Genomic DNA, 24,701 nt, shown 5'->3' on the forward strand with positions numbered 1-24,701 from the left:
GGTGGGTCGGCCGCGGGGAGCGTGAAGCCCTTCACGTCGGCCGAATTCGACTTCGCATAAGTTCTTGAATCATATAAGCTTGTGCTGGGGTACTGGAGCATGATGCCGAAAAATGTGACGCGGTTTTCGGACAACATCGTGCTCTATCACTAGGTGACGAGGAGGGGTTTTGGCACTGGCTGCCGGCAGTACGACACGTCTGTGGACGCTTGTCGCCAAGGAGTTTTGGCGCAAGACGCGCAGGCGCCTGCGCGCAGGGCCAGTCTATCGCTGGCGCTATTCCGGACGCACGCCGGAGCGCGTCCTGATTGCGCCGCCGGACCTCAGGCTCGCCGACCCGCAGATCGCGCTCGAAATCTATTATGGCCGCTATCCTTTGTCGGGCCATCTGGTCGAAACCGGCGGCAAATCGCCGTTCCAGATCGACGTGCCCAATCGCGGCTGGGTAAAGACGCTGCACGGTTTCCGCTGGCTGCGCCACATGCGCGCCGCCGGCACCGAGCTTGCCGCCGCCAATGCCCGTGCGCTGGTTTCCGACTGGATCGCCATGCACGGCAACCAGATTTCCGGCATCGCCTGGGAACCGGGAACCACGGCAAAGCGAGTCATCGCCTGGCTGCAACATTCCTCGGTTGTCCTACAAGGGGCCGAATTTCCGTTCTATCGCGCCTTCCTGAAATCGCTCGCCGTGCAGATCCGCTACCTCCGCTCGATGGCGCGCGAAATGCCGGACGGCAAGGACAGGCTGCGCGCCCGCATTGCGCTGGCTTTCGCCGCCTTGTCGCTGCCGGCGCCTGCCTCGGCGCTGCGCGGCGCCACCCGCAATCTGGCGGAAGAACTCGACCGCCAGATCCTTCCCGACGGCGGCCATATTTCGCGCAACCCGATGGCCGTGCTCGAACTGCTCGCCGACCTTCTGCCGCTGCGCCAGACCTATGCCAACCAGGCCGAAACGCCGCCGGCAGCCCTTATGGGCGCCATCGACCGCATGCTGCCGGCGCTGCGCTTCTTCCGCCACCAGGACGGCAGCCTCGCCCGCTTCAACGGCATGGGCGCCACCATCCACGACCGCATCGCCACCATATTGCGCCATGACGACACCGCCGGCGCGCCGCTGCTGCACGCGCCGCATTCCGGCTATGAGCGGCTGTCGATGGGTGGCGTGACGGTCATTGCCGACACAGGCGCGTCGCCGCCCGTCGACGTGTCCAACGCCGCGCATGCCGGGTGCCTGGCCTTCGAGCTGTCTTCCGGCCGCCAGCACTATGTCGTCAATGCCGGTATCGATACCTATGGCGCCGCCGAATTCCGGCCGCTGGCGCGCGCCACCGCGGCGCATTCGACCGCCACCATCAACGACACCTCGTCGGCGCGGTTTTCCCATTCGCTGCGCGTCAACGACCTGCTCGGTACACCGCTGCTGGGTGGCCCTCAGCAGGTGCCGTGCAAGCGCATCGACCAGAAGGGCACGCAAGGCTTCATCGCCCGCCATGACGGCTATATCCAGCGCTTCGGCTTCCTGCATGAGCGCGAGATGAAACTGTCGAGCGAGGGCAATGTGCTTGCCGGCAGGGACCGCTTTCTGCGTCCCGGCGGCGCCGCCATCCGCAACAATGGCCGCGACTTCGTCGTGGTGCGCTTCCACATTCATCCCGACATCAACCTTTTGCAGGACGAGCATGACCGTCTGGTGCTGACCGCCGACCAGGCCGACACTTGGGTGTTCACCTGCACCGAAGTGGCGCCGGAAGTGGAGGAATCGATCTATTTCGCCGGCCTTGGCGGCCCGCGCCGCTGCCGCCAGATCATGCTGGCGTTCAAGGCGTCCGAGATTGCCGAGGTCCATTGGCAGCTGACGCGCACCCGCATCGCCGGCTACCCCGAAAACAACTGAGCGTCATTGCCGGCGCCGGCTTGATCGAGCTTCCGGCCCGACCTTCCTGCTTGATTTCCTGACCTCATGTGCTACGGCCCGGCAACGCTCTCCAATCAGCCCTGAAAGGCCGCCAGCCCATGGCCGTCGCCGCCAAGAACATTCCGGCACCCGACCTCGTTCCGGTCCGCCGCGCGCTGCTTTCGGTTTTCGACAAGACCGGCCTGATCGACTTCGCCAGGGGCCTGGCCGCGGCCGGCGTCGAGCTGGTCTCGACCGGCGGCACGGCAAAAGCGATCGCCGAGGCAGGGCTCGCCGTGCGCGATGTCTCCGAACTGACCGGCTTTCCCGAGATCATGGACGGCCGCGTCAAGACGCTGCATCCGTCCGTGCATGGCGCGCTGCTCGGCGTGCGCGACGATCCGGAGCATACCAAGGCGATGCACGATCACGGCATCGAGCCGATCGATCTCCTCGTCTCCAACCTCTACCCGTTCGAGGAGGTTCGCCGCTCCGGCGCCGACTATGCCGCGATTGTCGAGAACATCGACATTGGCGGCCCGGCAATGATCCGCGCCTCGGCCAAGAACCACGCCTATGTCGCCATCGTCACCGATCCCGGCGACTATGCCGCGGTGCTGAATGCGCTGGAGATGAACATCGGCTCGCTGTCACTGGATTTCCGCAAGAAGCTCGCGGCCAAGGCCTTTGCCCGCACCGCCAGCTACGATGCGGCGATCTCCGGCTGGTTCGCCGAGACGCTGGAGATCGAGCATCCGACCTGGCGTGCCTTGGGCGGCCGGCTGGAGAGCGTCATGCGCTATGGCGAGAACCCGCATCAGAGCGCCGGTTTCTACCTCAATGGCGACAAGCGTCCGGGCGTCGCCACGGCCCGCCAACTGCAGGGCAAGCAGCTATCCTACAACAACATCAACGACACCGACGCCGCCTTCGAACTGGTCGGCGAGTTCGATCCCAACCGCTGCGCAGCGGTGGCCATCATCAAGCACGCCAACCCGTGCGGCGTCGCCGAAGGCGCTTCGCTGACGGCGGCCTATGCCAGGGCGCTGGCTTGCGACCCGGTCTCTGCCTTTGGCGGCATTGTCGCCATGAACCGCATCCTCGACGCCGAAGCGGCCGAGGAGATTGTGAAAACCTTTACCGAAGTAATCATCGCGCCGAATGCCTCGGAAGACGCCGTCCGCATCGTTGCCGCCAAGAAGAATTTGCGCCTGCTGGTCACCGGCGGCCTGCCCGATCCACGTTCTGCCGGCACCACGGTCAAGTCCGTCGCCGGCGGCATGCTCGTCCAGGGTCGCGACAATGCGGTGGTCGATGATCTCGAACTCAAGGTGGTGACCAAGCGCGCGCCGACGGCAGCTGAACTGGCCGACCTGAAATTCGCCTTCCGCATCGCCAAGCACGTCAAGTCGAACGCCATCGTCTACGCCAAGGACGGCGCCACCGTCGGCATCGGCGCCGGCCAGATGAGCCGCGTCGATTCCTCGCGCATCGCCGCCCGCAAGGCGCTCGATGCGGCGGAAGCGGCAGGCCTCGCCGAACCGCTGACCAAAGGCTCGGTGGTCGCTTCCGACGCCTTCTTCCCCTTTGCCGACGGGCTGATCTCAGCCATCGAAGCCGGCGCCACGGCGGTGATCCAGCCGGGCGGCTCGATGCGCGACGACGACGTCATCGCTGCCGCCGATGCGCATGGCATTGCGATGGTGTTTACGGGCGTGAGGCATTTCAGGCACTAGCGCCTCTTCCTTCTCCCCCTGTGGGAGAAGGTGGATCGGCGCGATAGCGCCGAGACGGATGAGGGGTGTTCCAGCGGAGTGAGACGTCGGCATTCCCTGGAACACCCCTCATCCGTCCGAGCTTCGCTCGGCCACCTTCCCCCACAAGGGGGGAAGGGAAAGTGGAGCTATTCCACCGGCTGATCCGCCGGATATGGCGTCTTGATCAAGATCGCTATGCCTACGCCCAGGAATAGCACGATGGCAGCCATGCCCAGTCGCGCTGAGCCGCTGGCGAGCGTGATCGACGCCACCATGAACGGTGCCAGGAAACTCGTCGCCCTACCGGCCAGCGCATAAATGCCGAAATAGCGGCCGGATTCTGCGGCTGTGACGCTACGCGCCATGTAGGAGCGCGACGATGCCTGCACCGGCCCGAAGGCCAGCCCGATCAGCAGGCCATAGAAGATGTAGGCCTTTTCCGCCGCCGTGCCGAACAGGCCTCCGCTATCGGCTCCCGGCATCATCCAGGCGCCGAACAGCGTGTAGCCAGGTCCGGTCGAGACGATGCCGATGGTGGCTAGGCTGAGCATGACGAGCGAAATCATCACGATGGTCTTGGAGCCGAGCGCGGTGTCCAGCCAAGCGGCAACCAGGCAGCCGACAATGGCGACGACATTGAGGATGATGCCGAACATGCCGATCTCGGTGATCGACCAGTGGAACATCGCCGCAGCAAAGGTGCCGCCCAAAGCGAGCAGCGCGTTGACGCCGTCCTGATAGATCATGCGGGCGACAAGGAAACGGAAGATCCCTCTGCGCTGGCGCACTTCGGTCAGGGTCGACTTAAGCTCCGACAGGCCTTCGCGTACCGCCGGCCCAATCGGAATGCCTTTGATGGCGTCCGGCGTGAAAAAGAACATCGGCAGGATAAACAGCAAATACCAGCCTGCCGACAGCGGCCCGGTGGCGCGCGCGTCCTCGCCGAGTTTCGGATCAAGCCCGAACAGTGGGTCTATGCCAATGATCGTCTTGCCGGTCTCCGCCGAGCCCGCCAGACAGGTGACGACAAAGATCAGCGCGATCATGCCGCCGAGATAGCCGAGGCCCCAGGCCATATTCGAGATGTGGCCGATCTCGCTCTTCGGCACCAGGCGCGGCATCATCGAATCGTTGAACACGGTCGAGAATTCCGCTGCCACCGAAGCGAGCGAGAAGAATAGCACCACCAGGAAAAGGCTTGAGCCGGGTGCGGCGAACCACAGCAGGCAAAGACTGATGATCTTGATCGAGGCGAAGAAGGCGATCCATGGCTTGCGCGGGCCGGTCTGGTCGGCGATCGAGCCGAGGATCGGCGACAGAACGGCGATGACCAGACCCGCGGCGGCGATACCATAGCCCCAGGCCGCCTGGCCGCTTTCGGGATTGCTGGCCATGCGCGAAACGAAATACGGGCCGAAGATGAAGGTGGTGACGACGGTGAAAAATGGCTGCGCCGCCCAGTCGAACAACATCCATCCCCAGATGCCGCGTCCCGATGCCCGCTGCACTGTTTCCACCGCCGCCATGCTGAAGATCCCTGCTCCGCCCGTATCGGGCGCCATGTCTGCATGTTTCGCATTGTCTTGCAAACAAACAAGCGTCACGCCGCCGGCCATTGGCCTTGGGTTCCTCGCCCCCACGGAGTGGGGGAGAGGTGGCTCGGCGAAGCCGAGACGGAGAGGGGGAAAAGCGCCGCCCTACGCTCGGGTTGATTATACAGGCCTCGCCCTACGAAGCCCCCTCTCCGACCGCTTCGCGGCCACCTCTCCCCCGCCTGTGGCGGGGGCGAGGAACCCAAGCTTTCAGGACTCACATCCCCGTCAAATCACTGATCAGCCCCGATGCCACCGACAGCCGCGACACGGTGATGTCGCCGCCTTCGGTCAGCGCCTGCAGCCGCTCGCGGATGCGCGCCACGCGCTCGCCGCCGGCCTCCAGCCACGCCGCCACCGGGTCCGCCGTGCCGGCATGGCCGGTCAGTGCGGCCACCGCGATGCCGCGCCGGGCGGCGCCGATCGTGTCGGTGGCGCGCGACAGCGCCAGCTGGTCGTAATAGTCCGACGGCGTGATCGAGCGCGCCGCGTCCTCGACGCGCGGAATGCGGAAGGCATCGCTGACGGCGAAGAACGCCTTGGCCGCCACGACGATGTCGGCATTGGCCATGCGCGACGTCAGCGCGATATCGGGAATCAGTTCCGCCAGATCGGCTAGCGCCAGCTTTTCGGCCAGCTTTTCTGGCGCGCCGACCTTGAACAGGCCGTGCCGCCGCTCCTCGATCCGCTCCCGCGAGAAGGCCGGCAACAGCGAGACGAGCTTCGGCTCCAGCGCCTTGCGCGCCTCCTGCAATTCGGCGATGCGCTGGCCGAGCGGGGCGGTGCCGGCATCGTTCTTCAGGTACCAGCCGCTGGTCACGTAGATAAGCCGGCTGACGGACTGGTAGAGGTCGAGTTGCGCCTGGCCGTCGATCTGGCTGTCGAGCGCGTCGATCTCGCGGTAGAGCGCCGGCAAGGCAAAGCCGTCGCGCACCACGGCAAAGGTGCGCACCACGTCAGCGGCGGTGCGGCCTGTGGCTTCCTGCAGCCGGTTGACGAAGGACGGACCCCCGCGATTGACGAGGTCGTTGGCGACGACGCGGGCGATGATCTCGCGGCGCAGCCGATGACCGTGGATCTCGGTGGCGTATTTCTTCGCCATCCGGTCGGGGAAATAGCCCATCAGGTCGCGGTCGAAATGCGCATCGTCGGGCACGTCGCTGGCGACGATGTCGGAAAACAGCACGATCTTGGCATAGGCGAGCAGCACACCGAGCTCAGCCCGGGTCAGCGGCTCGCCGCGTGCCTCGCGCTCGGCAAGGGCAGCCGGCGACGGCAGTGTCTCGACGGCGCGGTCGAGCAGGCCGCGCGCCTCCAGCGCGGTCATGAAGCGGCTCTGATGGGCGATGTCGGCGAGGCCACGCTTGCGCGCGATCGAAAGCGCCAGCGTCTGTTCGTAATTGTTGGACAGCACCAGTCCGCTGACCTCGTCGGTCATCTCGGCGAGCAGCTTGTTGCGCGCCGGTCGGGTCAGCGATCCCTTGCGCATGGCGGACGCCAGCGCGATCTTGATGTTGACCTCGACGTCGGAGCAGTTGACGCCGCCGGAATTGTCGATGGCGTCGGAATTGCAGCGGCCGCCGGCAAGCCCGAACTCGATGCGAGCGCGCTGCGTCACGCCAAGATTGGCGCCTTCGCCGATCACTTTCGCCCGGACATCGAGCGCGGTGATGCGGATGGCGTCATTGGCGCGGTCGCCGACTTCGGCGTTGGTCTCGCCAGATGCTCGCAAGTACGTACCAATGCCGCCGAACCACAAGAGATCGACATTCGCCTTGAGAATGGCGGTCATGATCTCGGCCGGTGTCGCAGTCGTCTTGGTGAGGCCGATCGCTGCCGCCGCTGCCGCCGGCAGTGTGATCGACTTCTGGCTGCGCGAGACGATGACGCCGCCTTCCGACAGTTTGGTTTTGTCGTAATCCTGCCAGCTCGAACGCGGCAATGCGAACATGCGCACGCGCTCGGCCATCGAGGCCACCCTGTCGGGATCGGGATCGATGAAAATGTCGCGATGGTCGAAGGCGGCGATCAGCCTGGTCTGCGGCGACAGCAGCATGCCGTTGCCGAACACGTCGCCCGACATGTCGCCGACGCCGACGACGGTGAAGGGCGAGGTCTGGATGTCGCGGTTCATCTCACGGAAATGCCGCTTGACCGCTTCCCAGGCGCCCTTGGCGGTGATGCCCATCTTCTTGTGATCGTAGCCGGCCGAGCCGCCGCTGGCGAAGGCGTCGTCGAGCCAGAAGCCGTGCTTTTCCGAAATGGCGTTGGCGGTGTCGGAGAAGGTCGCCGTGCCCTTGTCGGCGGCGACGACGAAATAGGGATCGTCCGGGTCGCGGCGCACGACACCGGCCGGCGGGATGACACCATCGAGGCCGATATTGTCGGTGATCGACAACAGGCTGGAGACGAAGTTCTTGTAGGCCGACGTGCCGGCCTCGAAGATCGCGTCCCGGCTGCCGCCCGCGGGGAGCCGCTTGGGGAAGAAGCCGCCCTTGGCGCCGACCGGCACGATGACGGCGTTCTTGACCTGCTGCGCCTTGACCAGGCCGAGCACCTCGGTGCGGTAGTCCTGGGCGCGGTCCGACCAGCGCAGGCCGCCGCGCGCCACCGGACCGAAGCGCAGATGCACACCTTCGACCTCGGAACCGTAGACGAAGATCTCGCGCCATGGGCGCGGCGCCGGCAGGCCTTCGACCGCCTGCGAGTCGAGCTTGATCGCCAGCGACTGCCCTCTCGCTTTCGTTTCGGCAACGAAATGGTTTGTTCGCAGCGACGCTTCGATCAAATTGAGATAGCGGCGGATGATGGTGTCGTCATCGATGTTGGGCACCTCTTCCAAGGCGTCCTTGATCTTGGCCTTGAGGTGCTTGGCGGCGACCACGCCTTCCGTCTCGGCCGCCGGCCCGAGGCGGGCGACGAACAGCGCATGCAGGCCACGCGCAATGTCGGGATAGCGATTGAGCGCTGCGGCGATGAAATCCTGGCTCTGCGGAATGCCGGCCTGCTGCAGATAGCGGCCATAGGCGCGCAGGATGGTGACTTCGCCCGACCACAGGCCGGCGGTCTGGGCAAGGCCGTTGTAGCTGTCATTGTCGATATCGCCGCGCCACACCGACAGGAAGGCGTCTTCGAACAGCGCGCCGCCATCGGCGAGGTCGATCGGCTTGCCGTAGCTGTTCTCCAGTTCCATGTCGTGGACGAAGACGGTGTCGCCACTGTCCTCGTCGACTTCGAAGGTACGCTCGCTGATGACGCGGAAACCGATGTTTTCCAGTACCGGCACACGCCGCGACAGCGCCACCGGGCTGCCGTAGTGGTAGATCTTCAGCGCCGCCTGATGCGGCTTCTGGTCGGAGTGGCGATAGTAGTCGATGGCGATCGGATTGCCGGCGCTGATTTTGGCGATGCGCCCGGCATCGGCCAGCGCCACGGCGGCGCTGAAGGAGTCGCGATAGCTTTCGGGAAGCCGCGCAGCGATCGCCTTCAGCGACGGATCGCCGCCGCCGGCCTCCGCCGCCTCGGCCAGCGCGTCATCCCAGGTGCGCACGATGTCGCGGATGGCCGCCTCGATGGCCGCCTGCTCGACCTTCGGCGTCTTGCCGCCGGAGCGGCCGATGATGAAGTGGACGCGCGCCAGGCCGCCTTCGGGGAAGGCCGGATAGTAAGCCGACAAACGGCCTTCGAAGGCGGTCTTGAGATAGGCGCCGACCTTCTCGCGCACGACGCTGTCATAACGGTCGCGCGGCACGAAGACGAGGATGGAGACGAAGCGGTCGAACTGGTCGACGCGCACCAGCGCCCGCACCCGCGGCCGCTCGACCAGGCCGAGAATGGCGGCGGCGTGCTTCTTCAGGATCGGCACCGGCACCTGGAACAGTTCGTCGCGCGGGTAGCTCTCCAACACGTTGATCAGCGCCTTGCCGGAGTGGTCGTGCCGGTCGAAGCCGGACTTGGCGATGATGGTTTCGGCCTTTGACCTGAGATAAGGGATCTTCATCACCGAGCGCGTGTAGGCGGTCGAGGTGAACAGGCCGACGATACGCAATTCGCCGGCAAGCGTGCCCTTGGCGGTGTAGGTCTTGACGCCGATGTAATCGAGATAGATGCGGCGGTGCACCAGCGACTTGGCGTTGGCCTTGGTGACGATCAGCGGCTCCGGCCCGTGCAGGAAGGCGCGGATCTCGGGCGTCGTCGTGACCGCCTCGGTGCCGCGCCTGAGCACCAGCACATCCGGGTCGGAGAGGATGCCGAGGCCGGGCTTGTCGGCGCGCTCCAGATTGCCGCTCTCCGCGCCGCCGGTGTATTTGAATTCGCGCATGCCGAGGAAGGTGAAATTGTCGTCGCGCAGCCATTCCAGGAAGGCGATCGCCTCGGCGACGCTCTTCTTGTCCAACGGCACGGCGGAATAGCGAAACTCCGAAATAGCCTGGTCGAGACGGGCGAGCATCGGCTTCCAGTCGCTGACCGCGGCGCGCACCTGGTTCAGCATCTTGCGCAGCCGCTCGGCCAACGCGTTCGCCTGCCCCGCCGTCAGGCGCGGGATGTGGACATGGACCACGCTCAGCCGATCGTGATTGCCGTCGTCCTTGAGGATGCCGCCGTCGCCGAGGATCTCATCGACGCCGGCCTTGCCATGGCGCACCACGATGACCGGATGGGTGACCAAAGTCGGTTCGCCTGATGTCTCGGTGATCTCGCCGAGGATCGAATCGAACAGGAACGGCATATTATCGTTGACGACGGTGATAACCGTCATCGGCCGGCCCTCGCGGGAGACGCCGGAATCGGCATCGACGGCAACGACGCTGTGGCCCTTCTTGTGGACGGCTACGGCACGGCCGGCCAGATCGGCGGCGCGCTCAAGATCGGCGGCGTCATAGGTTGCAATGTCTTCAGCCGGCGCGCGGGCCAGCAGATAGTCGGCAAGCCTGCCCGGCCTGTCCTCGGGTTTTGCCGCAGCGGTGGCTTTTTTCTTCGATCTCGCTGCGGATTTCACGCTCGCCATGATGTCCTCCCGTCACATGCTTTTACGACTATGGTAGCAGATGACCGCCGTTTGGCGACAAAGGTTTGACGGCTCGCTAAGAATTATCCGAATTCGGCGGTCAGGCGGCAATGAACGAGGAGGAGACCCCCATGTCCGGCAAAATCAGCGCCCTTGACCTCGGCATCGCGGAGCTCAGCGAGGCGACAAAAGCCTATTTCGCCAAATGCGAGGAAAAGCTCGGCCTGGTTCCCAACGTGCTTCTTGCCTATGCCTTCGACGAGAAGAAGCTGCGCGCCTTCACCGACACCTACAATGATCTGATGCTGGGTGAATCCGGCCTGTCGAAGCTGGAGCGCGAGATGATCGCGGTCGTCGTCTCCTCCATCAACCATTGCTATTACTGCCTGACCGCGCATGGCGCGGCGGTGCGCCAGCTCTCCGGCGATCCGGCCTTCGGCGAGATGATGGTGATGAATTTCCGCGCCGCGAATCTTTCCCCGAAGCAGACGGCGATGCTGGAATTCACCGTCAAGCTGACCGAAGAGCCAGCAAAGATCGTCGAAGCCGACAGGGCCGCTTTGCGCAACGCCGGATTCACCAACCGCGACATCTGGGACATAGCCTCGACCGCCGCCTTCTTCAACATGTCCAACCGGGTGGCGGCAGCCATCGACATGCGGCCGAACGACGAATACCACGCCATGGCAAGGTCATAGCATGACGATAGACACGTCAGGCAAATGGTGGTTGGCAGCGAGCCCAACGACATTGCGGAATACCTGGAGGGGTATGCCACCGAAGGCTATGAGGTTCACGACTTCAGGCTCGCCCGATGCAAATGCGGCTCCATCTCGTTTCTCCTCGACGCCGATGATGACGAGGGCGTGGCGCGACGAACGTGCACAGCCTGTGGATCCGAGCATCTTCTCTGCGATAGCGAAGAGTTTTGGGACGAAGCCCAGCCGGAACGGTGGGTATGTGGATGCGGCTCCGAAGCTGCAAACATCGGCGTCGGGTTTTCCATCTACCCGCGACGTGGCGGCGTTCGCTGGCTCATGGTCGGGACTCGATGCTCAGCTTGTGGCGTCTTGGGATGCTTCGCCGGCTGGAAAGTGGGCACCGGCGATAGCATGATCAGGATCGCGCCGCGATGGCCGCGGCAGCACCGGCCATCGTCGTGGCGCTGACGCGGTTGGCGATCTTCATGGCGCGCTTGGGAGCTTGCGCGCCTGCGAGGCCGCGAGCACCCAAGCGAGATCGATGGCGATGAGGACAACCGCCATGGTCGCAGTCAGCTCGACCCAGCCGATGACACTGACCGACGCGAGGTCGATGATCGTTGGCAGCAGCGCCAGGTAGAACATCATGATCTTGGGATTGCCGAGCGTCACCGCCATGCCGGCAAAGAACAGTTTTACCGCCGAATCTTCACGCGGCATCTCGCCTTCTTTTGCATCGACCGGCGCCGTCCACATTTTCCAGGCGAGGTAGGCGAGGTAGGCAACACCGACCCATTTCACGACCACGAAGGCGAAGTGAAAAGTCTGCGCCACGACAGCCAGTCCGAACACCGCCAGCGACAGCCAGATACCCTCGCCGATCCACATGGCAAGCAGGAAACGGAAACACGTCGCGAAAGCCCTTTGAGATGACGCGCGCCACAAGGGCTGCGATCGATGGGCCGGGCGACCCGGCGGCGACGAACAGAGCTGCGGCGAAAATCAGGAGCGAGGTGAGGTGCATGGTGGAGCCTTCGAGCGTTGGAGCGCGAAGGATAGCCGATCAGCCGCAATTTGGAACCCTGCGGGCTGATGGCCCAGCGCACGCGACAAATTTCAGCAGGCGACCTTGCCCGCATCGGTGGTTTCAGAAAGGATCGCGGCCATGAAATCGATCGTCATCCACGCTGCAAAAGACCTCCGCATCGAAGAGAGCGATCCGGGTGCGCCCGGCGCCGGACAGGTCGAGATTTCAGTCGAGGCCGGCGGCATTTGCGGCTCGGACCTGCACTATTACAATCATGGCGGCTTTGGCGTCGTCCGCCTGCGCGAGCCGATGATCCTGGGACATGAGGTTGCCGGCACGGTGAGGGCGCTTGGCGCGGGCGTCTCAACCCTCGCCGTCGGCGACCGTGTCGCGATTTCGCCCAGCCGGCCCTGCAATGCCTGCCGCTACTGCCTGCAAGGCATGCAGAACCAATGCCTCAACATGCGCTTCTATGGCAGCGCCATGCCGATGCCGCACATACAGGGCGCCTTCCGCCAGCGGCTCGTCGCCGAAGCCTGGCAGTGCCACAGAATAGCCGACCATGTCTCCATCAACGAAGCCGCCTTCGCCGAGCCTTTTGCGGTAACGCTGCACGCCGTGAGCCGCGCCGGCTCGTTGCTCGGCAAGCAGGTGCTGGTCACCGGCAGCGGGCCGATCGGCGCCCTCTGCATCCTGGCCGCACGCGTCCACGGCGCGCGCGAGATCGTCGCCACCGATGTCATGGATGCCGTGCTGACAAAGGCCCGCGAGATCGGCGCCGACCGCACCATCAATGTCGCCACCGATGCCGACAAGCTCGCCGCCTACAATGTCGAAAAGGGCAGTTTCGACGTGATGTTCGAATGTTCCGGCAATGAGCGTGCGGTGCGGGCCGGCCTGGACGTGCTGAAGCCGCGCGGCGTGCTGGTCCAGCTCGGCCTTGGCGGCGACATGTCGTTGCCACAGAATCAGATCGTCGCCAAGGAGATCGAGATGCGCGGCTCCTTCCGTTTTCACGACGAATTCGCACTGGCCGTCGACCTGATCAACAACCGCCGTGTCGACGTCAAGCCGCTGCTGACCGGCATCTATCCGATGGACGAGGCGGTGGCGGCCTTCGAGATCGCCGGCGACCGCACCCAATCGATGAAGGTGCAGATCGCCTTCGCGTGAGCATGGCGGAAGACCGGCTATAGGCCTTGCCCACGTGGCATCTTGTCGCTAGAAGAGCCCTCCCGACATCCATTTCGAGCTTGATTTTGCCTCAGTAACCGCCGGTCTCGCCAACTCCCCTGATCACACTGGCAGGGCGCCGCATTGAGCGGTGTCTGCTCCATTTTCATGTGTTCCTCAGGCGGCGGTTCGAGACCGGTTTGGCACTGCTGAACCGCTGTCGCGTGGCTGTCGCCCGTGGCACCTGACTTCCGACCATAGCTAGCTCTCGCCACGCCGTGCCCGCATGGGCATCTCGACATCGCCGGCCTGATGAACTTCCCCGACGGGAAGGGCTTATCAGCATGTCCGGCACTTTGCGCATCCACTGGGCGATTGCGCCCGAAATCGCACCTCGACCTCTCATCAACTGCAACCGCTGCGGCGCCGTGAAAGCCTATTGCTGCAGCGACAAATTCCGCGTCAACGCCAATGGCAAGCGCATCGACGTCTGGCTGATCTATCGCTGTATCGACTGCGACAATTCGTGGAATTTCGGCATTTTCGAACGCTGCAACCGCCGCGACATCGAACCGGCGCTGCTGGCCGCCCTTGAAAGCAACGACCCGGCCCTCGCCCGCCGCCACGCCTTCGATGTCGTGACGTTGCGAAGCCGGGTTGGCCGCGTCGAGGAGTTTTCCGACGTCGCCGTTCACAAACAGAGGCTCGGCGACGAGGGCGAACGCGCAAGCACACTCGAACTCAGGCTCGCGCTGGAAATGCCGACATCGCTGCGACTCGACCGTTTGCTTGCCGGCGAGCTCGGCATCTCACGGTCGAGGCTTCAGGCGCTGGAGGAGAAGCGATTGCTGGTGGTTGATCCGGAAGGGGCCAAGGCTTTGCGCAAGCCGGCCCGCAACGGCACCACCGTGCGGATTGATCTCGCCAGCGAAGCCGACCGCAAAGCCATTATCTCAGCGGCCAGCGGATAGACGAAAGGGGCGAAGCATGTTGGTGCTTCGCCCCGTCCCATATCCGGTAAAATCAGACGATTAAGCCGCGCCGACCACTTTCGCCGACTTCTCGAAGCGCTTGCGCTCGTTCGGGTCGAGATAGAGCTTGCGCAGGCGGATGGTCTTCGGCGTCACCTCGACCAGCTCGTCGTCCTGGATCCAGGCCAGCGCGCGCTCCAGAGTCATGCGGATCGGCGGCGTCAGCTTGACCGCCTCATCCTTGCCGGCGGCGCGGATGTTGGTCAGCTTCTTGCCCTTCAGCACATTCACTTCGAGGTCGTTGTCACGGCTATGGATGCCGATGATCATGCCCTGATAGACCTTGACGCCCGGATCGATGACCATCGGGCCGCGGTCTTCCAGGTTCCACATGGCGTAGGCCACCGCCTCGCCCTGCTCGTTGGAGATCAGCACGCCGTTGGTGCGGCCCGGCAGTTCGCCCTTATAGGGCTGGTAGGCATGGAACAGCCGGTTCATCACGGCGGTGCCGCGCGTGTCGGTCAAGAGTTCCGACTGGTAGCCGATCAGGCCGCGCGTCGGCGCGTGGAAGACGATGCGCTGGCGGTTGCCGCCGGAGGGGCGCAGTTCGACCATCTCGGCTTTGCGCTCGGACATTTTCTGCACGACGATGCCGGCATGCTCCTCGTCGACGTCGATGACGACTTCCTCGACCGGCTCCAGCAATTCGCCGTTCTCGCCGTTCTGCATGACGACGCGGGGACGCGACACGGCGATCTCAAAGCCTTCGCGGCGCATCGTCTCGATCAGCACGGCCAGCTGCAATTCGCCGCGGCCGGAGACGAAGAACGAATCCTTGTCCGGCGATTCCTCGATCTTCAGCGCGACATTGCCTTCGGCTTCGCGCAGCAGGCGGTCGCGGATGACGCGGCTGGTCACCTTGTCGCCTTCGGTGCCGGCGAGCGGCGAGTCATTGACCAGGAAGGACATGGTCACGGTCGGCGGATCGATCGGCTGCGCATGCAGCGGTTCGGTCACCGCCGGGTCGCAGAAGGTGTCGGCAACGGTGCCTTTCGACAGGCCGGCAATGGCGACGATGTCGCCCGCCTGCGCCTCTTCGATCGGCTGGCGCTCGAGGCCACGGAAAGCGAGGATCTTGGAAATACGGCCGGTTTCGACCAGCGTGCCGTCATGGTGCAGCACCTTGACCGGCTGGTTGGACTTCAACGTGCCGCTCTCGATGCGGCCGGTGATGATGCGGCCGAGGAAGGGATTGGCTTCCAGAATGGTGCCGATCATGCGGAACGGACCGGGGTGAACGGTCGGCGCCGGCACATGCTTGATGACGAGGTCGAACAGCGGCGCCAGGCCCTGGTCCTTCGGGCCTTCCGGGTTTTCGGAGACCCAGCCATCGCGGCCCGAACCGTAGAGGATCGGGAAGTCGAGCTGTTCGTCAGTGGCGTCGAGCGCGGCAAACAGGTCGAACACCTCGTTGACTACCTCGACGTGTCGGGCATCCGGACGATCGATCTTGTTGATGACGACGATCGGCTTCAGGCCGACCTTGAGCGCCTTGCCGACGACGAACTTGGTCTGCGGCATCGGGCCTTCGGCGGCGTCGACCAGCACGATGGCCGAATCCACCATCGACAGGATGCGCTCGACCTCACCACCGAAATCGGCGTGGCCGGGGGTGTCGACGATATTGATGCGGGTATCCTTCCAGTCGACCGAGGTCGCCTTGGCCAGGATGGTGATGCCGCGTTCCTTTTCCAGGTCGTTGGAATCCATGGCGCGCTCGGCGACGCGCTGATTGTCGCGGAAGGAGCCGGATTGCCGGAGCAACTGGTCGACGAGGGTGGTTTTTCCATGGTCGACGTGCGCGATGATCGCGATATTACGAATTTTCATGTTGTGGTCTCGGGAGCGTTGCAGGCAGCAGGCCAAAAGGCGCCGCCTCTTTCGGTTGCGCGGCTCATACAGGGTTTTTCGCAATTGCGAAAGAGGAGGCGCATCACCAAATACTCATCAAATCTTAAGCATCTCGGTGTGAGATGGTTTTGTTAACCAAGGCGGGAACCTTTCGGGGCCTGGGCAGTTCGAAATTCATGACCGACAAACTCAACCGATTTTGGCCACTCATCGCTTCGGTCGCATTCGCTGCCCTGCTGGCGGCCAATGCCGCCCAATCGGCCGCGACGCTGAAGGAAGCCAATCCAGTCTCGTCCTCTGACCAGACGGCCGAGCAGATGTTCGCCGACGCCCCTGATGGCGTCGACCCCGTGGTCACCGGCCCGGTCAGCGCGTCGTTCAGGCAGAAGCAGCAGGCCGCCGGCTGCGACAGCGCGGTTTGGCCGAAGATTCCAACGGTTTGCTATCCGGATTGACGGTGCGCTTTACCCTCCCCCTTGTGGGGAGGGTCGATCCGCGAAGCGGATCGGGGTGAGGGTGCTCCCACCGACGCCGGCGCTTCACCCCCACCCCGTCAGGCCAGCTTACGCCGACCGCACCGGATCCAACGTCACCTTGTAAAGCTCGTTGTCGTCGCGATCCATCAGCCGCACCGTCAGCTGCTCTGTAGCCCCTGAAATATCCACCAACCCGAAGAACTGCAGCCCGGCCGACGGCGGCAGGTTCTGGCCCTGTTCAGCGGTCGGCGCCTTGATGAATTTCAGTTCAGGTCCAAAAGTCATGTCGAAATCGTTGGGGCCGAACGTACCGGCATGGATCGGGCCGGAGACGAATTCCCAGAACGGGTTGAAGTCCTGGAACTGCGCCTTGTCGGGGTTGTAATAGTGCGCGGCCGTGTAGTGCACGTCGGCCGTCAGCCACACCGTGTTGGTGATACCGGCGTTCTTGATGTAGCGCAACAGGTCGGCGATCTCGAGCTCGCGACCCTTCGGCAGGCCGTTGTCGCCATTGCTGACGGCTTCCGCGCCGACCTTCTTGGTGCCGTCATCCCAGACGACGAGGCCGAGCGGCATGTCGGCGGCGATGATCTTCCAGGTCGCCTTGGAATTCGCCAGCTCGCGCTTCAGCCATTTCGTCTGCTGTTCGCCGAGCATGCGCGACTCCGGCGTCATCGTGTCCTGCATGTCCGGGCCGTTGGCGCCGCGATAGGAGCGCATGTCGAGGAAGAACACGTCGAGCAGCGGCCCGTGGGATATCTTGCGATAGACGCGGCCGGGTTCCGACGGCTCGTAGCGGATCGTGGTCATCTCAAGGAAGGCGCGCGCCGCACGCGCCGCCAGCACATGGATGGACTTTTCGGTGTAGCGGCTGTCAGCGCTCAAATTCTTCGAATCCGACCAGTTGTTCAGCACCTCGTGGTCGTCCCACTGGTAGAAGGTCGGGCAGATGGCGCTCAGGGCGAGCACATGTCTGTCCATCATGTTGTACTTCCACTGGTCGCGGTACTCGTCCAGCGTCTCGGCGACCTTGCGCTTGCCGTCGATGAGGACGACGTTCTTCCATTTGCCGCCGCCAGGCAGGTCGACCTCATCCTTCATGGCGCCATCGGCATAGATGGTGTCGCCGGAATGCAGGAAGAAGTCGGGCGTGTGCTTGGCAATGGTGGCGTAGGTCTTCATGCCGGTCTCGTCGATGCCCCAGCCCTGGCCGGCGGTGTCGCCCGACCAGGCGAATTTGATATCGCGCTTCGAGGCGGGTGCGGTGCGGAAGCGCCCGACGATCGGCTCGGAAACGACGTTGATGTCGGCGAGATCGGCGGCCGTCATGCGGTAGAAGATGTCCTGGTCCGAAGCGAGATCGGTGAGCAGCCGCTTGACCGTAAAATCGCTGGCCGGCGAGGTATCGAGCGGCGCCAGCCGGGTGGCGTTGGCGAAATTCTCAGTCGACGACACTTCGAATAGGACGCGCGAGGGACGATCGGTGCGCGTCCACACCATGCCGCTTGAGGCATCGACATCGCCGGACTGGACGCCATGGGTAAAGGCCGGGCGCTGGCTGGCGCGCGAATAATAGGGCAAAGCGAGGCCCGATGCGCCGAGCAGACCGGCCGCACTCGCTGAGGTGACAAAAGCGCGGCGGGTCAACGAGATCTTGTTCATGGCTGTCTCCTGATGGCTTGAACGTCCGCCACCAGCGTCCAGCCTCAATGTTTCAGCCGCATCTCGGAAAGATGAAGTTTTGATAACAACCAACCTCTTCCTTCTCCCCTTGTGGGAGAAGGTGGATCGGCGCGATAGCGCCGAGACGGATGAGGGGTGTTCCAGCGGAGTGAGACGTCGGCATTCCCTGGAACACCCCTCATCCGTCCGAGCTTCGCTCGGCCACCTTCCCCCACAAGGGGGGGAAGGGAAGAGCACTTCAAGCCGCCTGCGGCTCCGGTTCGAACGCCGGCTTGCTGGTATTGATCAGCAACGAGATACAGGCTGCGATGATGGCCGTCATGCCGGCGATCAGGAAGGCCAGTTCGTAATTGCCCTGCAGTTCGCGCATGGTGCCGCCGAAGGCAGCGGCGGCGGCGGCGCCGACTTGGTGGCCGGCGACGATCCAGCCGAATACGATCGGTCCGCTGCGGTCGCCGAAGGCTTCGTTGGCGAGCCTGAGCGTCGGCGGCACGGTGGCGATCCAGTCGAGACCGTAGAGCACGGCAAAGATGATCAGGCTGGTCGCCGAGAAGCCGGAATAGGGCAGATAGATCAGCGCCAGGCCGCGTATGCCGTAATAAACGCCGAGCAGCTTGCGCGGGTCGAAACGGTCGGTAAGCCAGCCCGACAAAGTCGTGCCGATCAGGTCGAATATGCCCATCAGGGACAGCAGGCCGGCGGCCTGCACTTCGCCGATGCCCATATCGCCGCAAAAGGAGATCAGATGCGTGCCGACCAGCCCGTTGGTGGTGAAGCCGCAGATGAAGAAGGTGGCGAATAGATACCAGAAGACGCGGGTGCCCGCGGCGCGGCGCAGCGTGTTCAGCGTATGCGCCAGGAAATTGCCTTGCGAGGCCGGCGACACGGGCGGCACGTCGTCGACCTCGGCGCCATAGCGCACCATGCCGATTGAAGCCGGACGCTCCGGCACCAGCAGCCAGACCAGCGGCAGCAGACAGGCGGTGGCGACAGAGACAGCGATGGCGACCGGCTGCCAGCCGCCGGACTGGGCGAGCGAGGCAAGCAGCGGCAGGAACACCAGCAGGCCGGTGGCGCTGGAGGCCGACATCAGCCCCATGACCAGGCCGCGATTGGTCTTGAACCAACGGTTGACGATGGTGGCGCCGAGCACGGTGGCGACGGCGCCCGAGCCGATGCCGGAAAACACGCCCCAGGTGAGGAATAGATGCCACGGCTCGGTCATCAGCAGGCTGAGCGCGGTCGAAGCCGACATGATCATCAGCGAGGCAAGCAGTGTGCGGCGCAGACCGATCCGCTCCATCAGTGCTGCGGCGAACGGCCCGGTCAGACCGTAGAGGAAAATGCCGATGGCGGCGGCAATCGAAACGGTGTCGCGGCCCCAGCCAAAGCTCTTATCCAGTGGCAGCATCATCACGGAGGGAGCCGAACGCAGACCGGCTGCGATCAGCAGGCAGAGGAAGATGACGCCGACCACGACGAATGCGTAGCGCTGGCCAAAAGGACGGGATTGAGCTATCATGTTACTGACCGGTACGTTGCAGGATGGAGGTATGTATACGTACCGATCGGTAACATTGTCAATCGAGTCACATGATGCCAGCGGACAAAAATATTGAACTGACCATCAACGACGGTCATGCGGCGTCGCCGCCGAAGGCTGCCGAGAAGATCCTCGACGTCGCCTACGACCTGTTCTACCGGCGCGGCATCCGAGCGATCGGCGTCGACGAGATCGTCAAGCGCGCCGGCGTCACCAAGCCCAGCCTCTACCGCAGCTTTCCCTCCAAGGACGAGCTCGCCGCTTCGTATCTCAGGCAATATGATCGCGAATATTGGGAGCGTTTCGACGAAGCCGTGGCCGCCCATCCCGGCGACCCGCGCGCGCAGCTCAAGGCATTCTTTACCCGCATCGGAAAGCGCACGCAGACGCCGGACTATCGCGGCTGCGGCATGACCAACGCGGCGGTGGAATATCCCGAGCATAGCCATCCGGCGCGCGTCGTCAGCGAAGCCAACAAGCAGGAACTGCGCCGCCGCCTGCGTGCCATGGCGGCCGCGATGGGTGCGCAAGACCCCGACACGCTGGGCGACGGCCTGCTGCTTTTGATCGAAGGCGCCTACATCAGCGGCCAGCTCTTCGGCCTCGGCGGCCCGGCGGCATCGGTCGCCCGCAACGCGGACCTGCTGATCGAGGCGAGCTTGAAGAAATAACATTTGACGATACGCTGCGGCAGCTCGAAACGGGGTTGTCCGCCATGCGCGCTCTTCTGCTCTCGCTTGCTCTCGCCGGTCTCTGCCAGGTCGCCCATGCCGACGGCATATCCAGCGCCTACACCGACCTCGACTCGCAAAAGGATTGCGTGACCTATGCGCAGGCCGAGGAAGGCGACGGCGATTGGGCCGAACTCGCCTGCTCCGGCTATCGCGGCTACCCCGTGCTGATCGCCTATGACGATGCCCGTGAATCGCTGTTTTACGGGTTTCCGCCCGGCGGCGAGATGACCTCGGCCTGGGAGAGCTTTTCCGGCTTCAACTCGTCCGGCGCCAAGGTCGAATGGCGCATCGACACCAAGGGCGACGTCGTCGTTCCCTTCGCCGTCATCCACCGCCGCTCGATCAGCAACCCCGAGGACGAGAACAAGCCGACCGAAGTGCTGCTGGTCGCCAAGGTCGCCCAGATGGATGCCCGCGACGGCTGCACGATCGGCCTGGTGCTGGCCACCGGCAACCCGCAGGCCAACGACCAGGCACGCAAGCTGGCCGATGAAAAGGCAAAAACCTTCGCCTGCGGCAAGGACACGCACATCGTCATCGGCAACGTGCCGGCCTTTGGTAGGGTGGACAATTAGGCAGGTCGGCGCGAGGCACCCCCCTCTGGCCTGCCGGCCATCTCCCCCTCAAGGGGGGAGATCAGATGGTGCCGTGGCTTTCGCCAATTTTCAGCGCTGAAAGAAAAACGCGCCGGCAGTGGAGCTGCCAATCTCCCTCCTTGAGGGGGAGATGGCCGGCAGGCCAGAGGGGGTGCCTCGCGCCAGTGTTTTGAAAGATACCACCGCTTCGCCCGAAGGAAGCAAGGCGCAGCTGCTACTTCGCCGCCTTCGCCCGCGCGATCGCGTCGACGATCATCTTCTTGGCGTATTTGGAATCGTGCCAGCCTTCGATCTTGACCCATTTGCCGGGTTCGAGATCCTTGTAGTGCTCGAAGAAGTGCTGCACCTGCTGGCGCGTGATGTCGGGCAGCTGCGTGTATTCGGTGACGTTTTCATAGCGCAGCGTCAGCTTCGGCGACGGCACGGCGATGATCTTCTCGTCCTGGCCGGCATTGTCTTCCATGATCAGGACGCCGATCGGCCGCACATTGATGACGCAGCCCGGCACCAGCGCGCGGGTGTTGCAGACCAGCACGTCGATCGGGTCGCCATCGCCCGACAGCGTGTGCGGCACGAAGCCGTAATTGCCGGGGTAACGCATCGAAGTGTGCAGGAAGCGGTCGACGAACAGCGTGCCGGCCTCCTTGTCCATCTCGTATTTGATCGGCTCGCCGCCGATCGGCACCTCGATGATAACGTTGACGTCGTCAGGCGGGTTCTTTCCGCTGGCAATGGCTTCAATGCGCATGGCTCAAATCCCTCTCTCGATTTCCAAGATCGATAGCGGGCGAAGCGCAAGCGCGCAATGCGGCGATTGGTACGCAGCGCTCGTGGAAGCGCACAGTTTGTGAATGGGCTGTAACCGAGGCTCCGCCTGCTATTCCCAGACGAAGGCGACCTTCTTCAGCGCCCTTTGCTCGAAAATCTCGACGCCCTCGGCAACATCGCGACCGCCGGCGCCGGCATAGAAGGCGAGCGCGTTCTGGTTGTCTTCCAGCGCCCACACCACCATGCCTTTCAGCCCGTGGTCGGCAAGCCGTGCCCGCGCCGCCTTGAACAGCCGGCTGCCAAGCCCGATGCCCTGATATTCCGGGCGCAAATAAAGCTCGTAGATCTCGCCCTGCTGGCGAAGCTCGCGGGCGCGGTTCTTGCCGATCGTGGCGTAGCCGGCAATGGTGCCGCCGATCTCGACCACCAGCACGGTGGCGGCGCGGCGAATCGCATTCGCCCACCAGTCGGCGCCGCGGCGGTTGATCATCGAGGTCAGCGAGCGATGCGGGATGATGCCGGAATAGGCGCCCTCCCAGGCCTGCTGATGCACGTCGGCAATGGCGCCAGCGTCGCGCGGTTCTGCTTTCCTGATGTCAATGCTCAGCGTATTCATGATTTGTTAACCATAAACCCGCATCGGCCATTTGCAAGAGTCGAGGCCGGCCTGCCAACCGCTTTCTCACAGCCGATCACGACAGCTGCTGACATCCGGCAAAACCTGCCTGAAAACGCGCTCAGCTGAGGCGGTCAGCCGTCCGCCTAGATAGTGCTTGCGGCTTCAAATCTCGACCAGATGGTCGTCCAGCTCATTGGTATCGCCGGATGTAACCGGAAAATGCTCGGCCAGCACCGCACCGACCTGCTCGATCGCCTTGACGAAGCCGTCAGCGAGCCGGTCGTCGCCGGCATGCTGGGTAAGGTCGCGGATAACGCCGTCCCAGACATGCTGGCCGACCTTGCTGTTGATGCCCGCGTCGGCGACCACCTCGGCATAGCGCTCTGCGATCGACACGAACACCAGCACGCCGGTGCGCGCCGTGGTACGGTGGACGTTGCGGGCGAGGAACTGCCGGAGCGCATTGTCATGCGCTGCCTGGTAACGCTGCCGGCGCGGCACCAGATGGATGCGCAAGGCGGGAAGCGCCCACAACAGAATGAGCACCGACGCCATCGCCAGCAGTTGGACAATGACGAAATGCGGCAGCCGGATCGACAGCCACCAGGCTTCCAGCCCATAGGCGGCGGCGAGGCTGACGATCAGCATTCCGATCATCGCCATGAAGGCGGCGGTAAAGAAATAGCCGTCGCTGGCATGCGCGACGACGCAGTAGATTTCACCGTCGGTTTTCGATTCGGCGGCGCGGATCGCGCCGGCGATGCGCTCATGGTCCTGCGGGCTGATCGGTCGTGTTGCCATGTCTCTCACCAGCTCCCTGAAGATCCGCCGCCGCCGGACGAACCGCCGCCGCCTGAAAACCCGCCGCCGCTGCTCGAACCCGACGACCAGCTGCTGCCCGAACTTCCTGATGACCAACCACTGCCCGAGGACCAGCCCGAGGACGAATTCGTTGTCCAGCTGCTGCCTGAGGACGACCCGCTCGGCCCCTGGCCATAGCGAAAGGTCATACCCAGCCATTTATACACGCCCGGCGACAGCTTGGTGCCGAAGATCGGCGGCAGGAACGCCATCGCCAGGCCGCCGAAGAACATCGTCCCCCACAGGATCAGGAAGATCGCGACGATGGGATCGATCGGCGCGCTGTGGTCGGCCGGGTTGCGCTTGCCGCGCGCTTCCAGCTCTTCCGGATTGCCTTCCAGCACCATGACCATGTCATCCACGGCTTTGGAAATACCGCCGGAGAAATCGCCGGCGCGGAAGGCCGGCACCATGTCGTTTTCGATGATCAGCTTTGTGTGAAGGTCGGTCAGCGTGCCTTCCAGCCCATAGCCGACCTCGATGCGCATCTTGTGGTCGTTCTTGGCCACCAGCAGAAGCACGCCATTGTTCTCGCCCGCCTGCCCGAGCTTCCAGAAGCGGAACAGCCGGTTGGCGTAAGGCTCGATCTCCTCGCCATCGAGGCTGTCGATGGTGGCGACGACGATCTGGTCGGACCCTTTTGTCTCGAAATCCGCCAGTTTCTGGGTAAGCGCTGCTTCGGTCGCCGCGTCGATGATATCGGCATTGTCGACGACGCGGCCGGTGAGTGCCGGCAACTCCCCGGCAAAGACGGCGAACAGCATTGCGATCATCGCCAACAAGGCGATGCCGATGGTCGCTGCTGCGCGGCCGGGTTCTGGCGGACTGAAGACGCGTCCGGTCATGCGGTCACCAGCTCCCCTCACGTGCCATGACTGTCCTCGATCACCGTGATCATGTCGTCGACGGCTTTGGAAATGCCGCCGGAGAAATCGCCGGCACGGAAGGCCGGCACCATGTCATCTTCAATGATCCGTGTGGCGTGCAAATTGGTAAGCGCGCCTTCCAGACCGTAGCCGACCTCGATGCGCATCTTGCGGTCGCCCCTGGCCACCAGCAGAAGCACGCCATTGTTCTTGGATGCCTGGCCGAGTTTCCAGAAATTGAACAGCCGGGTGGCGTAGGGTTCGATTTCTTCGCCATCGAGACTTGGAATCGTCGCGACGACGATCTGGTCGGAGCCTTTGGTCTCGAAATCCGCCAGCTTCTGCGTCAGCACTGCCTCGGTCGCGGCATCGATCATGTCGGCATTGTCGACGACGCGCCCGGTGAGTGCAGGTAGGTCCGCTGCCAGCGCGGCAAAGCCGACAACCAACACCGTTAAGCCCAGCAAAACAGCGCCGGTCATCGTGACGAGGCGGCCATGCCAGGAATTGATGATGCGTGC

Annotated in this window: 17 protein-coding genes and 2 pseudogenes; 8 read left to right on the top strand and 11 right to left on the bottom strand. The window is 63.9% G+C overall.

The genetic code is table 11. The annotated features are described in order from the left end of the window. The first annotated feature begins 169 nt into the window (after positions 1–169). Both AC1DYC_RS27305 and purH read left to right on the top strand, forming a co-directional pair. Entirely contained in the window at positions 170–1,894 is a 1,725-nt protein-coding gene (locus tag AC1DYC_RS27305) for a heparinase II/III family protein (protein ID WP_477410811.1), read from the top strand. A gap of 119 nt (positions 1,895–2,013) precedes the next feature. Further along, positions 2,014–3,630, top strand: coding sequence for a bifunctional phosphoribosylaminoimidazolecarboxamide formyltransferase/IMP cyclohydrolase (gene purH / locus AC1DYC_RS27310; RefSeq protein ID WP_477410812.1), 1,617 nt, complete (start codon positions 2,014–2,016; stop codon positions 3,628–3,630). Between the two features lie 167 nt (positions 3,631–3,797). Here the strand turns inward: purH and AC1DYC_RS27315 are convergent, their stop codons facing one another. Beyond that, a complete protein-coding gene (locus AC1DYC_RS27315; RefSeq protein ID WP_477410813.1) occupies positions 3,798–5,177 on the bottom strand; it encodes an MFS transporter in 1,380 nt (459 codons plus the stop codon). A gap of 283 nt (positions 5,178–5,460) precedes the next feature. Next, complete coding sequence (locus AC1DYC_RS27320) at positions 5,461–10,251, bottom strand: NAD-glutamate dehydrogenase (RefSeq protein WP_477410814.1); 4,791 nt, start codon at positions 10,249–10,251, stop codon at positions 5,461–5,463. 131 nt (positions 10,252–10,382) lie between these two features. On the opposite strand from AC1DYC_RS27320, the gene AC1DYC_RS27325 reads away from it, so the two are divergent. After that, complete coding sequence (locus AC1DYC_RS27325) at positions 10,383–10,949, top strand: peroxidase-related enzyme (RefSeq protein ID WP_477410815.1); 567 nt, start codon at positions 10,383–10,385, stop codon at positions 10,947–10,949. 418 nt (positions 10,950–11,367) lie between these two features. On the opposite strand, the pseudogene AC1DYC_RS27330 reads toward AC1DYC_RS27325, so the two are convergent. Further along, positions 11,368–11,976: pseudogene (locus tag AC1DYC_RS27330) on the bottom strand (LysE family translocator). A 141-nt stretch (positions 11,977–12,117) separates the two neighbouring features. On the opposite strand from AC1DYC_RS27330, the gene AC1DYC_RS27335 reads away from it, so the two are divergent. Beyond that, a complete protein-coding gene (locus tag AC1DYC_RS27335) occupies positions 12,118–13,152 on the top strand; it encodes an L-idonate 5-dehydrogenase (RefSeq protein ID WP_477410816.1) in 1,035 nt (344 codons plus the stop codon). Positions 13,153–13,496: 344 nt separating this feature from the next. Then, positions 13,497–14,123: a DUF1062 domain-containing protein gene (locus tag AC1DYC_RS27340; RefSeq protein WP_477410817.1), complete on the top strand. Its 627-nt coding sequence runs from the start codon at positions 13,497–13,499 to the stop codon at positions 14,121–14,123. Between the two features lie 60 nt (positions 14,124–14,183). Here AC1DYC_RS27340 and typA read toward each other — a convergent pair whose 3' ends face one another. Continuing rightward, the gene (gene typA / locus AC1DYC_RS27345) at positions 14,184–16,013 is read right to left on the bottom strand and encodes a translational GTPase TypA (protein WP_112561307.1); all 1,830 of its coding nucleotides are present in this window, start codon (positions 16,011–16,013) and stop codon (positions 14,184–14,186) included. Positions 16,014–16,210: 197 nt separating this feature from the next. On the opposite strand from typA, the gene AC1DYC_RS27350 reads away from it, so the two are divergent. Then, a complete protein-coding gene (locus AC1DYC_RS27350; RefSeq protein ID WP_477410818.1) occupies positions 16,211–16,489 on the top strand; it encodes a hypothetical protein in 279 nt (92 codons plus the stop codon). Between the two features lie 108 nt (positions 16,490–16,597). Here AC1DYC_RS27350 and AC1DYC_RS27355 read toward each other — a convergent pair whose 3' ends face one another. Beyond that, entirely contained in the window at positions 16,598–18,172 is a 1,575-nt protein-coding gene (locus AC1DYC_RS27355) for an alkaline phosphatase D family protein (RefSeq protein WP_477410819.1), read from the bottom strand. Between the two features lie 259 nt (positions 18,173–18,431). Then, positions 18,432–19,715 (bottom strand): MFS transporter, encoded by a 1,284-nt coding sequence (locus AC1DYC_RS27360; RefSeq protein ID WP_477410820.1) that lies wholly within the window; start codon positions 19,713–19,715, stop codon positions 18,432–18,434. Between the two features lie 74 nt (positions 19,716–19,789). Between AC1DYC_RS27360 and AC1DYC_RS27365 the strand changes: the two genes are divergently transcribed. Beyond that, complete coding sequence (locus AC1DYC_RS27365) at positions 19,790–20,407, top strand: TetR/AcrR family transcriptional regulator (protein WP_477410821.1); 618 nt, start codon at positions 19,790–19,792, stop codon at positions 20,405–20,407. A 44-nt stretch (positions 20,408–20,451) separates the two neighbouring features. Then, on the top strand, positions 20,452–21,045 hold the full coding sequence (locus tag AC1DYC_RS27370) for a hypothetical protein (protein ID WP_477410822.1): 594 nt from the start codon (positions 20,452–20,454) through the stop codon (positions 21,043–21,045). 235 nt (positions 21,046–21,280) lie between these two features. Here the strand turns inward: AC1DYC_RS27370 and ppa are convergent, their stop codons facing one another. The 5 genes and pseudogenes from ppa to AC1DYC_RS27395 all read right to left on the bottom strand — a co-directional run. Beyond that, positions 21,281–21,814 (bottom strand): inorganic diphosphatase, encoded by a 534-nt coding sequence (gene ppa / locus AC1DYC_RS27375; protein WP_477310419.1) that lies wholly within the window; start codon positions 21,812–21,814, stop codon positions 21,281–21,283. 129 nt (positions 21,815–21,943) lie between these two features. Then, the gene (locus tag AC1DYC_RS27380; protein WP_142869081.1) at positions 21,944–22,450 is read right to left on the bottom strand and encodes a GNAT family N-acetyltransferase; all 507 of its coding nucleotides are present in this window, start codon (positions 22,448–22,450) and stop codon (positions 21,944–21,946) included. A gap of 165 nt (positions 22,451–22,615) precedes the next feature. Then, positions 22,616–23,254: a TPM domain-containing protein gene (locus AC1DYC_RS27385; RefSeq protein ID WP_477410823.1), complete on the bottom strand. Its 639-nt coding sequence runs from the start codon at positions 23,252–23,254 to the stop codon at positions 22,616–22,618. A gap of 5 nt (positions 23,255–23,259) precedes the next feature. After that, a complete protein-coding gene (locus tag AC1DYC_RS27390; protein ID WP_477410824.1) occupies positions 23,260–24,159 on the bottom strand; it encodes a TPM domain-containing protein in 900 nt (299 codons plus the stop codon). Positions 24,160–24,194: 35 nt separating this feature from the next. After that, positions 24,195–24,662: pseudogene (locus tag AC1DYC_RS27395) on the bottom strand (TPM domain-containing protein); the annotation flags it as partial. Positions 24,663–24,701: the final 39 nt, after the last annotated feature.

The sequence above is a fragment of the Mesorhizobium sp. P2_E7 genome (genome assembly GCF_056403855.1).